Annotated in this window: 13 protein-coding genes; 8 read left to right on the top strand and 5 right to left on the bottom strand. The window is 69.5% G+C overall.

The window, feature by feature from the left end:
• Window positions 1-22 precede the first annotated feature (22 nt).
• On the bottom strand, window positions 23-1,474 hold the full coding sequence (locus tag CQ034_RS14435) for an NAD(P)/FAD-dependent oxidoreductase (protein ID WP_105711587.1): 1,452 nt from the start codon (window positions 1,472-1,474) through the stop codon (window positions 23-25).
• A 64-nt stretch (window positions 1,475-1,538) separates the two neighbouring features.
• Between CQ034_RS14435 and CQ034_RS14430 the strand changes: the two genes are divergently transcribed.
• Both CQ034_RS14430 and CQ034_RS14425 read left to right on the top strand, forming a co-directional pair.
• On the top strand, window positions 1,539-2,027 hold the full coding sequence (locus CQ034_RS14430) for a hypothetical protein (RefSeq protein WP_105711586.1): 489 nt from the start codon (window positions 1,539-1,541) through the stop codon (window positions 2,025-2,027).
• Window positions 2,028-2,065: 38 nt separating this feature from the next.
• Entirely contained in the window at window positions 2,066-2,551 is a 486-nt protein-coding gene (locus CQ034_RS14425) for a GNAT family N-acetyltransferase (protein ID WP_105711658.1), read from the top strand.
• A 24-nt stretch (window positions 2,552-2,575) separates the two neighbouring features.
• Here the strand turns inward: CQ034_RS14425 and CQ034_RS14420 are convergent, their stop codons facing one another.
• Together CQ034_RS14420 and CQ034_RS14415 are read right to left on the bottom strand one after the other, a co-directional pair.
• Complete coding sequence (locus CQ034_RS14420) at window positions 2,576-3,811, bottom strand: acyl-CoA dehydrogenase family protein (protein WP_105711585.1); 1,236 nt, start codon at window positions 3,809-3,811, stop codon at window positions 2,576-2,578.
• Window positions 3,812-3,874: 63 nt separating this feature from the next.
• Window positions 3,875-4,534, bottom strand: coding sequence for a TetR/AcrR family transcriptional regulator (locus CQ034_RS14415; RefSeq protein WP_105711584.1), 660 nt, complete (start codon window positions 4,532-4,534; stop codon window positions 3,875-3,877).
• A gap of 59 nt (window positions 4,535-4,593) precedes the next feature.
• Here CQ034_RS14415 and CQ034_RS14410 point away from each other — a divergent pair, with 59 nt between their 5' ends.
• From CQ034_RS14410 to sucD, 3 genes are all read left to right on the top strand, one after another.
• Window positions 4,594-4,947, top strand: coding sequence for a DUF2510 domain-containing protein (locus CQ034_RS14410; RefSeq protein ID WP_105711583.1), 354 nt, complete (start codon window positions 4,594-4,596; stop codon window positions 4,945-4,947).
• Between the two features lie 113 nt (window positions 4,948-5,060).
• On the top strand, window positions 5,061-6,227 hold the full coding sequence (sucC, locus tag CQ034_RS14405) for an ADP-forming succinate--CoA ligase subunit beta (protein ID WP_029262293.1): 1,167 nt from the start codon (window positions 5,061-5,063) through the stop codon (window positions 6,225-6,227).
• Window positions 6,228-6,245: 18 nt separating this feature from the next.
• Window positions 6,246-7,148, top strand: a complete 903-nt coding sequence (gene sucD, locus CQ034_RS14400) for a succinate--CoA ligase subunit alpha (protein ID WP_105711582.1) — start codon at window positions 6,246-6,248, stop codon at window positions 7,146-7,148.
• Here the strand turns inward: sucD and CQ034_RS14395 are convergent.
• Window positions 7,132-7,806 (bottom strand): TetR/AcrR family transcriptional regulator, encoded by a 675-nt coding sequence (locus tag CQ034_RS14395; RefSeq protein ID WP_105711581.1) that lies wholly within the window; start codon window positions 7,804-7,806, stop codon window positions 7,132-7,134. The genes sucD and CQ034_RS14395 overlap by 17 nt on opposite strands.
• Before the next feature lie 71 nt (window positions 7,807-7,877).
• Here CQ034_RS14395 and CQ034_RS14390 point away from each other — a divergent pair, with 71 nt between their 5' ends.
• The gene (locus CQ034_RS14390) at window positions 7,878-8,285 is read left to right on the top strand and encodes a VOC family protein (RefSeq protein ID WP_308737269.1); all 408 of its coding nucleotides are present in this window, start codon (window positions 7,878-7,880) and stop codon (window positions 8,283-8,285) included.
• 53 nt (window positions 8,286-8,338) lie between these two features.
• On the opposite strand, the gene CQ034_RS14385 is transcribed toward CQ034_RS14390, so the two are convergent.
• Window positions 8,339-9,814, bottom strand: coding sequence for an NCS2 family permease (locus CQ034_RS14385; RefSeq protein WP_029262297.1), 1,476 nt, complete (start codon window positions 9,812-9,814; stop codon window positions 8,339-8,341).
• Between the two features lie 90 nt (window positions 9,815-9,904).
• Here CQ034_RS14385 and CQ034_RS14380 point away from each other — a divergent pair, with 90 nt between their 5' ends.
• Complete coding sequence (locus CQ034_RS14380) at window positions 9,905-11,296, top strand: DUF6350 family protein (RefSeq protein ID WP_105711579.1); 1,392 nt, start codon at window positions 9,905-9,907, stop codon at window positions 11,294-11,296.
• A gap of 66 nt (window positions 11,297-11,362) precedes the next feature.
• Window positions 11,363-11,950, top strand: coding sequence for a phosphoribosylglycinamide formyltransferase (gene purN, locus CQ034_RS14375; protein WP_029262299.1), 588 nt, complete (start codon window positions 11,363-11,365; stop codon window positions 11,948-11,950).
• The last annotated feature ends 31 nt before the right edge of the window (window positions 11,951-11,981 follow it).

The raw sequence follows: 11,981 nt of genomic DNA, 5'->3' as shown, positions 1-11,981 counted from the left end.
CGGCGTCGCCGCCGATCGAGCGTCAGCCGAACACGTCGTCGAGCCCGGCCGGCATCCCCGCGTCGTGCAGCACGGTGCGGGCCGCGTGCCAGCCTGCCATGCCGTTCACCGCGGGGCCGGGCGGAGTCGATGCCGACGCCAGGTACACCCCGCGCATCGGGGTGCGCCAGGGCGTCGGAGAGACCACGGGGCGCCGCAGCGCCTGCCGGATGTCGAACACGCCACCGGAGATGTCGCCGCCGATCTCCCCGGGGTTGATCGCCCCCCGAGACGACGCGGGCACCGCGTGATGAGCCAGGATCAGATCCCGGAAGCCCGGCGCAAAGCGCTCCACCTGCGCCGTGATGAGGTCGGTGGGATCGAGGTCGGAGCCGTTCGGCACGTGGATGTAGGCCCACAGGACGGCCTTGCCCTCGGGCGCGCGCGTCGGGTCGAAGACGGAGGGCTGCACGGCGAGCACGTAGGGGCACGCGCTCACACGACCCGCGGCCACGGCGTTCTCGCTCGCCCACACCTCTTCGCGGGTGCCGCCGAGGTGCAGGGTCACCGCGTTCCGCACCTCCGGGTTCGACCACGGGATGGGGCCGTCGAGCGCGAAGTCCACCTTGGCCGCGGCGGCGCCGTATCGGTAGCCGCGGAGCGCTCTGGCATATCCGGCCGGCACGTCGGGGTGGGTGAGGGCGAGGCGGGGCGAGGTGTTCAGCAGGAGCACGTCCCCGCGGGAGGGGTCGCCCGCGTCCAGGGTGCGCAAATCGTTCACGCGCGCACCGGTCTCGACCGTTCCCCCGTGCGCTTCGAGGTCGGCCACCAGTGCATCGGCGATGGTCTGCGAACCGCCGCGCGGGTAGGGCCAGCCTCCGGCGTGGGCGAGAGCGGCGAGGAGGAGCCCCGCTGCCGCCCCGGCGAGGGTCGGCTGCGGGGAGTTCGCGTGGGCCACGACTCCCGACATCAGGGCGGCGGCCTCCTCGGCCCGGAACGAGACGCGGGCGAGAGGGGTGCCCTGGTCGAGCATCCGGATCGCGTAGCGCACCGCGGTGACGGGGTCGGCCGGCATCCGGAGGAGTTGATTGCCCGTGAAGTCCGTCACCCCTTCGATGTGCGTGCTGAGCGGACGCAGGCGGGTCAGCCAGGCGTCGCGGTCGGGTCCGAGGGCGGCGGCGGTGCGCTCGATGTCCCGCCAGGCGACGGCCGCGCGGCCGCCGTCGAGGGGGTGGGCGAACGAGATGTCGGGGCGGATCCATTCGATGCGCTCGTCGAGCCGGAAGGCGTGGAAGAACGGCGAGGACACCGCCGCCGGATGCACGGCGGAGCACACGTCGTGGCGGAAGCCCGGAAGCGTCCCTTCTCGGGTGCGCAGCCCGCCGCCGATCGTGTCAGCGGCCTCGAGAACGCGGACCTCATAGCCGGTGCGGGCGAGCGCCACCCCGGCGGCGAGGCCGTTGGGTCCGGATCCGATGATCGTCGCGCGTGCCATGCGGCCAGTCTCGCACGGGCAGAGTGGTCGAAAGAGGGGGTTGCGGCGTGCGATCCTGGAACAAATGAAAGAAGTACAAGGGCCGACCCCCGCAGGCACCTCCCGTCCATACCGTTCGCTCCAGGAAGCGCTGCGCGCGCACCGTATCGACCCGTCGAACCACGCGTTCATCGCGGAGATCACCCAGACGATCGGAATCAGCTCGTTCATCGACCGTGGTCGCTACATCGAGGCCATCCGTCGCGGTGAGGGCGCCGCGCTGCACATCGGACGCACCTACACGAACGGTTTCACCGAGGACGAACGGCTCGTCGTCGGGTCCACTCCGCTTCGTCTGCAGCCGAGCGAGGGTCGCGCGCCCTACTTCTACGTCAGCCACCCGAGCGAGTTCATCCCGCTGACCCCGCCGCGCGCTGCCAAGCGCACCACGACTCCTCGTGTCTCCGCTCCGCGTGCCGAGAAGGCACCCAAGCCGGTGGAGGAGCGGGACTACGGCGTGTGCGACGTGTGCTTCATGGTGAAGACCCCGTCCGGCGGCTGCGGCTGCGACTGACGGTGAGCGTCGACGCGCACCGTCCGCTCGAGCAACCGATGATCCGCGTAGCCGATCTGACCGGCCCCGATGCGATCGAGGTCGGTTCCGCGGTGCGGGCCTATCTGCTGCAGACCGAGCTCGAGAAGCACCAGCAGGAAGGGACCGTTCCGGATCCTGCGGCCCCGCTCCCGGAACGCTATCGCCGCGAGGTGGAGACCCCGGCCGCCGCGTATGCCGGGCATCGGGTTCTGCTCGCACAGCTTGAGGAACGCGTCGTCGGTGTGGTCGTGCTCTCGGAACGAGAGGGGATCGCGGAGATCAAACGTCTCTGGGCGGTTCCTGCCGCCCGCGGCCGCGGTGTGGGGTCGGCGTTGCTCGACGGCGCCGTGCACGCGGCGGCCGAGTCAGGTGCGACTGAAGTTCGACTGTCCGTCTGGGACTGGCGACAGGGAGCTCTGCGTCTCTACGAATCGCGGGGCTTCGAGCGCGTGCCCTCCTGGGACGACCGGGAGCGGCTCGTGTGCCTCGTGCGTCCGGTCTGACGAGAACGCTCGCCGACCGAGGTCTCAGGCGAACGCGCTCATCCCGGTGATGTCACGCCCGAGCAGCAGCGCCTGGACGCTCTCCGTGCCCTCGTAGGTGTGGATGGCCTCGATGTCGGCCATGTGCTGGATGACGCCGTTCTCGAGCAGGATGCCGTTGCCGCCGAGCAGATCGCGAGCGGTCGAGGCGATGCGTCGCGCGGCGCGTGTGTTGTGGAACTTCGCGAGCGACGCCTGGGTCGGCCGCAGCTCGCCCGCGGTCTCGAGGTCGGCCATCCGCCGGCAATACAGCTGCATGGCGGTGAGATCTTCGAGCATGTGGGTGAGGCGCTCCTGCACCATCTGGAACTTCGCGAGCGGCTTGCCGAACTGCACGCGCTGTGTCGCGTAGGCGAGCGCGGCCTCGTAGCAGGCGGTCGCGTGTCCGAGCGCCGACCAGGCGACGCCGGAGCGGGTCGCGTACAGCACGGTCGAGGCGTCCTTGAAGCTCTTCGTCCCCGGCAGCACGGCGTCGAGCGGCACCCGCACGTCGTCGAGGACGATGTGCGCCTGGTGGATGGCCCGCAGCGAGGCCTTGCCGCGGATCACGCTCCCGGTGTACCCCGGCGTCTCCTGTTCGACGAGGAAGCAGCGAACCGCGCCCTGCTCGTCGGCGCCCTCGTCGTCGATCCGCGCCCACACGAACGTGATGCCGCCGGACGCGCCGTTGCCGATCCACTTCTTCGCGCCGCGGAGGACCCACGAGTCGCCGTCGCGGCGGGCGACGGTCTCGAGGGAGACGGAGTCCGAGCCGTGGTCGGGCTCGGTCAGCGCGAAGGATCCGAGGACCGAGCCGTCGGCGAGAGCGGTCAGCCACCTCTCCTGTTGATCCGGGGAGCCGAACAGCGCGAGGGTGCGCAGGGCGAGCCCGCCCTGCACGGCGAGGATCGTGCCCAGCGAACCGTCGCCGCGGGAGATCTCCATGTTGACGAGCCCGGCGGCCAGCGGTGACAGGCTCGTGAGCGAAGGGTGCTGGACGCCGTCGACGACGAGGTCCATCTCGCCCATCCGACGGGCCGCCTCCAGCGGGTACTCCGCACGGTCCCAGGCATCCGCCATCTGCGGGGCGACCTCGTCGACGTAGGACTTCGCCCGGTCCCACGCCTCGCGATCGGCTGCGGGGATGTCGGTGAAAGCGGCGTAGTAGTCGCTGTCCTGACGCGCGGTGATGTCGTACGACGAGACCCGTTCGCCGGGGAACGGGGTGGCTGCAGTGCTCATGGGGCTCCTTCGTGGACCTGAGTATCGTACTCCTCGATACTCGGTTCCACGACCCTGACGCGGCTAGTCGAGCTCCGACTGCAGGCGGCGGGACACCTCGGCGATCGGCATCGAGCGCGGGAACACCGCGACAACCATGTCGTCTGGGGCGGTCACGGCTCCGCCGGCCACACCGTAGCGGCGGCGCACATCGGCCAGCGCCGTCTGCAGGGTCGACAGCGGCACCTTCTTGCGCCCCCGCAGCAGCTGGCGCAGCACGTGGTTGTGCACGGCGGTCACGAGGGCGGCGAAGCCCACGGCATCCAGCGGGTCGACGCCGGGAAGCGCACCGCGCAGGTACTCGTCGAACAACCTCTCGTAGCGGAAGACCGTGATGATCTCGCGTTCGCGCAGCACGGGCACCTCGCGCACGATCTGGTAGCGACGGCGGGCGAGCTCGGGGTCGTGCGCGAAATGCGCGAAGACCGACTCGGATGCCGCGCACACCGCGCCCCACGGGTCGTCGTGCCCCTCGGCGAGGAACTCCCTGAGTTGCTCGAGGAGCACCTCATGGTCGGCGAACACCACGTCCTCCTTGCCGCCGAACTGGCGGAAGAACGTCGAGCGCGAGACACCGGCGGCCTTGGCGATCTGTTCCACCGAGGTCTGGTCGAACCCCTGGGCGCTGAAGAGCTCGAGCGCTGCGGCCACGACGCCGGTGCGCAGTTCTGCGGATTCGTGCATGGCGAAAGCCTAGACCTCGGCGGGCGGAGACGCCGAGGCGAGGCCGTCATACTGAGAGCGTGAGTGAGCGCGGAATTGCGGCCGGATGGTTCGAGACCCGGCGACGCGGCACCCTGCGCTGGTGGGACGGCTCGCGCTGGACCGAGCACATCGCGGTGCGAGGGCGGACGACCACGCTCGCCGAGGACAGGGCGTCCGTGCGCAGGCAGCTCATCCTGACAGAGGTGGTGCTGGTCGCCCTGATGGTCGTCTCCATCCTCATCGCCTTGTGGGGCTCGCTGCCGGTCGTCGCCGTCCGCCCCGTGATCGTGGCGGCCGGCACAGCGGCGGTGTGCGTCCCGATCGTGATCGCGCGCCAGCTCCGTCTGGTCGCGCTGCCGTCGCGGCGCTTCGGTGTACCGGCACTGCGCTGACCCGGCGATGCCGCGGCCGCAGGAGCGTCCAGGCCGAGGTAGTAGGCTGGGGGACTGGTCGATGTCTCGACATCGAGAGAATTACCAGACAGCAGCCCAGTGAAGGAACCACAGTGGATCTGTACGAGTACCAGGCACGAGACGTTTTCGAAAAGTACGGAGTGCCGGTCCTCGCCGGCATCGTCGCGGACACCCCTGAAGAGGTGAGGGCGGCCGCCGAGAAGATCGGTGGAGTGGTCGTCGTCAAGGCTCAGGTCAAGACCGGCGGCCGTGGCAAGGCGGGCGGCGTCAAGGTCGCCAAGACGCCCGATGAGGCGTACGAGGCAGCGAAGGCCATTCTCGGCCTCGACATCAAGGGCCACGTCGTCAAGCGCGTCATGGTCGCGCAGGGCGCGCGCATCGCCGAGGAGTTCTACTTCTCCGTGCTGCTCGACCGCGCCAACCGCTCCTACCTGAGCCTCTGCTCGGTCGAGGGTGGCATGGAGATCGAGGAGCTCGCGGTGGAGCGTCCCGAGGCGCTCGCGCGCGTCGAGGTCAACCCGCTCACGGGCATCGACAAGGAGAAGGCCGTCGAGATCGCTCGCGCGGCGAACTTCCCCGAAGACCTCGTCGAGAAGGTCTCCGACGTCTTCGTCAAGCTCTTCGACGTCTACAAGGGCGAGGACGCGACGCTGGTCGAGGTCAACCCGCTGGTGCGCACCGAAGAGGGCGACATCATCGCGCTCGACGGCAAGGTCACGCTCGACGACAACGCCTCCGAGATCCGTCACCCGGAGCACGAGGCGCTCGAGGACAAGGACGCCGCAGACCCGCTCGAGGCCAAGGCCAAGCAGTCGGGCCTCAACTACGTGAAGCTCGACGGCGAGGTCGGCATCATCGGCAACGGCGCAGGGCTCGTCATGTCCACGCTCGATGTGGTCGCCTACGCGGGCGAGAACCACAACGGCGTGAAGCCGGCCAACTTCCTCGACATCGGCGGCGGCGCCTCGGCCGAGGTCATGGCCGCGGGCCTCGACGTCATCCTCGGCGACCCGCAGGTCAAGAGCGTGTTCGTCAACGTGTTCGGTGGCATCACGGCGTGCGACGCCGTCGCCAACGGCATCAAGGGTGCACTCGAGACGCTGGGCGCCACGGCCTCCAAGCCGCTCGTCGTGCGCCTCGACGGCAACCGCGTCGACGAGGGTCGCGCGATCCTCGCCGAGTACGCACACCCGCTCGTGACCCTGGCCGCCACGATGGACGAGGGCGCCGACAAGGCCGCCGAGCTCGCCAACGCCTGAGACTGAAGGACTAGAAGAATGTCGATCTACCTCAACAAGGACTCCAAGGTCATCGTCCAGGGCATCACCGGCGGCGAGGGCACCAAGCACACCGCGCTGATGCTCAAGGCCGGCACGCAGGTCGTCGGCGGCGTGAACGCCCGCAAGGCCGGTACCACCGTCGCCCACACCGACACGGACGGCAACGCCGTCGAACTGCCCGTCTTCGCCTCGGTCGCCGAGGCCATGAAGGAGACCGGCGCCGACGTGTCGATCGCCTTCGTCCCCGGCGCCTTCACGAAGGACGCGATGATCGAGGCCATCGACGCCGAGATCCCGCTGCTCGTCGTCATCACCGAGGGCGTCCCCGTCGGCGACTCGGCCGAGGCCTGGGCCTACGCACAGAGCAAGGGCAACAAGACCCGCATCATCGGCCCGAACTGCCCCGGCATCATCACGCCGGGCGAGGCGCTCGTCGGCATCACGCCGGCGAACATCACGGGCAAGGGGCCGATCGGCCTCGTGTCGAAGTCGGGCACCCTGACCTACCAGATGATGTTCGAGCTGCGCGACCTGGGCTTCTCGACCGCCATCGGCATCGGCGGCGACCCGGTCATCGGCACCACGCACATCGACGCGCTCGCCGCGTTCGAGGCCGACCCTGAGACCAAGGCCATCGTCATGATCGGTGAGATCGGCGGCGACGCCGAGGAGCGTGCGGCCGACTACATCAAGGCGCACGTCACCAAGCCGGTCGTCGGCTACGTCGCGGGCTTCACGGCTCCCGAGGGCAAGACCATGGGTCACGCCGGTGCGATCGTCTCCGGCTCGGCCGGTACCGCTCAGGCGAAGAAGGAGGCCCTCGAGGCCGCCGGCGTCAAGGTCGGCAAGACGCCGTCCGAGACGGCAGACCTGATGCGCGCGATCATCGAGTCGCTCTGATCTGAGTTACGCTTGATCTGAAGGCCCCGGACTCCACTCCGGGGCCTTCTTTCATCCCCTCGGTTGGTGGACCGTCGAGTCGGGTGCGCGGGGTCACCGCGTCCAGAATGTCGTCGAGCGCCGTGTGGGCCTGCGTCCGCGCGTCGGTATCGTCCGGGTGCGCGGCGAGCCAGAGCGCGAGTTCGTTCATCGCTCCGGAGAGCGCCGCGGTCAGGGCGTCGAGGAGGACGGGGGCGGCCCCGGCTTCGCGTAGCCCCAGGCGCAGCTCCCGTTCGGGCCCATCGGCATCCAGCCTTCGCCATTCCTGCCAGCCGAGCACGGCCGGGCCGTCGACGAGGAGGATGCGCGAAGCCGCTCCTCGGGTGATGGCGTCGAGGAACGCGTGGCTGCCGTCGCGGAGCGCGGCGTCCGGAACGCCCGCAGCAGTGGCCTGCACGATCGCCCCCGCGACGGCTTCCTGTTGTTCCGCAGCGACCGCCGCGAAGAGCAGCGGCTTCGACGAGTAGTGGTGGTACACGGCGCCGCGGGTGACTCCGGCCGCCTGGGCGATCTCGTCGACGGACGCGGTGGCGTATCCCAGTTCAGCGAAGTGCGTGGTCGCGGCATCGAGGATCCGGCGTGCGGTCTCAGCGGCGTCGGCGGCGGATGCTCGGGGCATGGGGTTCCTTTACGTGCGGCGTGTATGTATTCTAGCCGAAAGATACAAACACACTGTATGTAAAAGGAGAGATGATGGAGATCACGAGCTTCTATCCGGTGCTGATGGTCGACGACGTCGCCACTGTCACGCAGTTCTACCGCGAGGAACTCGGCTTCGAGACGACGTTCGAGGCCGACTGGTACGTGAGCCTGCGCTTCGCCGGCGGAGAGCTCGCGCTTCTGGACCGGACACACGAGACCATCCCGGAAGGCTTCCGCGAGCCGGTGCGCGGACTGCTGCTCAACGTCGAGGTCCCGGATGCCGCCGCCGAATACGCGCGGCTGGTCGGGGAGGGCGGGCTGCCGGAGCGGCTGCCCCTGCGGGACGAGGCCTTCGGGCAGCGGCACTTCATCGTCGAGGCTCCCGGTGGTGTGCTGATCGACGTGATCGAGCCGATCGAGCCGTCCGCGGAGTTCGCCGCCGCCTACGGGGGCTGAACACCAAAGAGGGGCGGATGCCGCAGCATCCGCCCCTCTTGTGATGCTTCGGGTCAGATCCCGACGCCGAAGAGCGCCTCGATGGGCCCTCGCGCGAAGAAGATCAGGAAGCCGGCGCCGACGACCCACAGCAGCGGGCTGATGGTCTTGGCCTTACCGGAGAAGGCGTGGATGAGCACCCAGCTCACGAAGCCCGCGCCGATGCCGTTCGCGATCGAGTAGGTCAGCGGCATGACCGAGACGGTGAGGAACACCGGCAGCAGCACGCGGAAGTCGCTGAAGTCGATGTAGCGGATCTGCGCCATCATCATGGCTCCGACGATGATCAGCGCGGCCGCGGCGATCTCGGTCGGGACGATCGAGGTGAGCGGGGTCAGGAACATCGCGATCAGGAACACGACGCCGGTCACGACGTTCGCGAGTCCCGTGCGCGCGCCCTCGCCGATGCCCGCACCCGACTCGATGAAGACCGTGCTGGACGACGACGAGGTCGCCCCACCGGCGATCGCACCGACACCCTCGACGACCAGCGCGGACTTGATGCGCGGGAAGTCGCCGTTGTCGTCGGCCAGGTTGGCCTCCTTCGCGAGACCGGTCATGGTGCCCATGGCGTCGAAGAAGTTCGTGAACAGCAGCGTGAAGACGATCATCACGATCGCCACGAGGCTGACCTTGCTCAGGTCGAAGCTGAAGTCGACTGCGCCGATCAGGCTGAGGTCGGGAATGCCCACGGGGGAGCCGTTCAGTGCGGGTACCGTGAGTCCCCAGCCGCCCGGGTTGACCACGTTGCCCTCATCGTCGAAGCCACGGGCTCCGATGTGCCAGATGGCCTCGACGATCACCGCGAGCACTGTGCCGCCGATGAGGCCGATCAGCATGCCGCCCTTGATCTTGAGGGCGACGAGGATGCCGGTGAGCAGGAGCGTGATCACGAAGAGCAGTGTCGGCACTGTCGCGACCGAGCCGTTGACGCCGAGGCCCACCGGCGGCGAGGAAGCGCCGGTCGCGGTGACGAAGCCCGAGTTGACGAAGCCGATGAAGGCTATGAACAGGCCGATGCCGACCGTGATCGCGATCTTCAGCTGGAACGGCACGGCGTCGAAGATCGCCTTCCGAAGTCCGGTGGCGGCGAGCAACACGATGACGACACCGTTGATCATCACGAGCGCCATGGCCTCGGGCCAGGTCACCTGGCCGACGACCGAGAACGCGACGAAGGCGTTGATGCCGAGGCCGGCGGCGAAACCGAAGGGGAGACGCGTGACGAGTCCGAACAGGATCGTCATCACACCGGCGGTCAGCGCGGTGGCGGCTCCCACGGCATTGAACTCGAGCATGTTCCCGGCGACGTCGGGCTTGCCGGAGAGGATGATCGGGTTCAGGATCACGATGTAGGCCATCGTGACGAACGTCACCAGACCCCCTCGGATCTCGGTGCCGATCGTGGATCCGCGCTTGCTGATCTCGAAGAAGCGGTCCAGGGAGTTCTTGGGCTCGGTGGATGCCGGGGCGGGCGGGGCAGTTGTCATCGGGAAACCTCCGGAGAAACGCTATCGTGTCGCCGACCTCACGCGCGCCCCCAGGGCTTCGTCGGCAACTCGTCGTAGTCTCGAAACGCTATGCAACGCCTCCTCGTCGCGCTCCTCGCCGCCTTCGACGCCGCCATCGCCGCGGCGGTCGGCCTCGTCGTGCTCCTGGCGCCGTTGACGCTGCTCTGGACCGTCGCCTTCGGGATCACGGCCGACTGGGGAGCCCTCTGGCCGCTCACCGGGACGCTCTGGGAGTTCGGTCACGGCGTTCCGCTGACGGTCACGATCCCGGACGCGCTCCTCGTCGCGCTCGCGATCCCACCGGCGGCGGCGAACTTCGTCGTGTCGATCACACCGCTCGCCTTCCTGGTGTTCACGCTGCTCTTCGCGGCGCGTTCGGGCAGCAGAGCGGCGAAGGCCGGAGCCTGGCTGCTCGGTTCACTCACCGGGGCCACCGTGTTCACCCTGATCTCCGTCGGCGTGGCGCTGACGGCACGACTCGACGCCGCGCAGACGCCGTTCGCGCCGGCGATCATCCTCCCCGCCGCGGTCTACCTCGTCGGTGTGCTCTGCGGCGCGGTGCGCATCGCGTGGGAGGAGGGCGACGGCGGCATCCTCGACCGATTGCACGACTGGTTCGACGCCCGCGAGGACTGGGCGCCCGTTCCGGCGGCGATCGTGCGCGGCGCCGCCTTCGCCCTCGTCGGAGTGGTCGGCGCGTCCGCCCTCGCCCTGGCCGTCGCCACGCTGCTCCGCGGGGGAGAGGTCGTGGCCCTGTTCCAGGCCGCCAGGGTCGACGCGCTCGGCGCGACGGTGATGACCCTCGCCCAGCTCGCCTACCTGCCGACCATGCTCGTGTGGACGGCGGCGTGGCTCGCCGGTCCCGGCTTCGCCGTCGGCGCCGGAACGGCGGTGTCGCCCGCGGGTACGCAGCTCGGCGTCGTCCCCGGCATCCCCGTGTTCGGGCTGCTGCCGGAGAACAGCTCGATCTGGATGCTGATCGTCGTGCTCATCCCCATCGCCGCCGGTGCGTTCGCCGGCTGGGCGGTCCGCTCGCGCCTCGTGTGGGAGGGCACACCCCTCGGTATGCTGCAGCGTGCGGTGATCGCCGTCGGCATCGCGGCCCTGAGTGCCGGGGTCGGCGGGCTCGCAGCCGCCCTCGCGAACGGCTCGATGGGTCCGGGGCGGCTGGCTGTCGTCGGACCGGCTGCCTATCCGTTCGCCCTCGCGCTCGGTGCGGAGGTGCTGGTCGGTGCGGCCATCCTGCTGCTGTCTCCGCGGAACCGTGATGAGCTCGCCGAGGAGCGCACGGACCGGTGGATCGCCGAGATGACCGAGCTCGACCCGAATGCTGTCGTCGTCGCCGGCGCGGCGTCCGCTGTGCCCTTCGCAGACGTGTCGGCCGCCGACGACACGGCACCGCTCGATGACGTGCGCGGGTTCCTCGCACCGCCGCGCGATCCGGCGGAACCGCGCGACTGACGGCGGGGTCCGGTCGGCCCCGGACACCGGGCGGGAGCAGTATGCACACCCCGGTAGACTGGGCGCGTGCTCACGGTCGCCGTTCTCATCTCGGGCACCGGCTCGAACCTTCGCGCCCTCCTCGAGGCCGCTCGTCATCCCGATTTTCCCGCCAGGGTGATCGTCGTGGGTGCCGACCGCGAAGCGGACGGGCTGGCCCACGCCGAGGAGTTCGGCATCCCCAGTTTCACCGTGCCGTGGCACGAGCACGAGAGCCGTGAGGCCTGGGGGGAAGAGCTCGGCCGTCAGCTCGCCGTCTGGAACCCCGATCTCGTCGTCCTCTCCGGACTCATGCGTCTGCTGCCGCCGTCGCTCGTCGCGCAGTACTCCCCGCGCCTCATCAACACGCACCCCGCCTACCTGCCGGAGTTCCCCGGAGCGCACGGCGTCCGCGATGCGCTCGCCGCGGGCGTCAGCGAGACCGGCGCCAGCGTGATCGTCGTCGACGACGGCGTCGACTCCGGACCGATCCTCGCCCAGGAGCGCGTGCCCGTCCTCGACGGCGACACCGAGCACAGCCTGCACGAGCGCATCAAGCCCGTCGAACGCCGACTGCTCATCGACGTCGTCCGCGGCATCGCCACTGGCGAGCTCACCCTCACGCCTTCTTCCTGACCCCCACCCGACGCCCCCGCACGAAGGAGCC

Origin of the sequence: Microbacterium sp. MYb45, assembly GCF_002979655.1 — a bacterium.
Classification (GTDB): Bacteria; Actinomycetota; Actinomycetes; order Actinomycetales; family Microbacteriaceae; genus Microbacterium.
The sequence above is the reverse complement of the archived record's forward strand: the minus strand, read 5'-3'. Positions and strand labels throughout refer to the sequence as shown.

Excerpts from the sequence above, each read along its gene's own strand:
- CQ034_RS14435 (WP_105711587.1), bottom strand. The coding sequence starts at position 1,474 with ATGGCACGCGCGACGATCATCGGATCCGGACCCAACGGCCTCGCCGCC.
- CQ034_RS14430 (WP_105711586.1), top strand. The coding sequence starts at position 1,539 with ATGAAAGAAGTACAAGGGCCGACCCCCGCAGGCACCTCCCGTCCATAC.
- CQ034_RS14425 (WP_105711658.1), top strand. The coding sequence starts at position 2,066 with ATGATCCGCGTAGCCGATCTGACCGGCCCCGATGCGATCGAGGTCGGT.
- CQ034_RS14420 (WP_105711585.1), bottom strand. The coding sequence starts at position 3,811 with ATGAGCACTGCAGCCACCCCGTTCCCCGGCGAACGGGTCTCGTCGTAC.
- CQ034_RS14415 (WP_105711584.1), bottom strand. The coding sequence starts at position 4,534 with ATGCACGAATCCGCAGAACTGCGCACCGGCGTCGTGGCCGCAGCGCTC.
- sucD (WP_105711582.1), top strand. The coding sequence starts at position 6,246 with ATGTCGATCTACCTCAACAAGGACTCCAAGGTCATCGTCCAGGGCATC.
- CQ034_RS14395 (WP_105711581.1), bottom strand. The coding sequence starts at position 7,806 with ATGCCCCGAGCATCCGCCGCCGACGCCGCTGAGACCGCACGCCGGATC.
- CQ034_RS14390 (WP_308737269.1), top strand. The coding sequence starts at position 7,878 with ATGATGGAGATCACGAGCTTCTATCCGGTGCTGATGGTCGACGACGTC.
- CQ034_RS14385 (WP_029262297.1), bottom strand. The coding sequence starts at position 9,814 with ATGACAACTGCCCCGCCCGCCCCGGCATCCACCGAGCCCAAGAACTCC.
- CQ034_RS14380 (WP_105711579.1), top strand. The coding sequence starts at position 9,905 with ATGCAACGCCTCCTCGTCGCGCTCCTCGCCGCCTTCGACGCCGCCATC.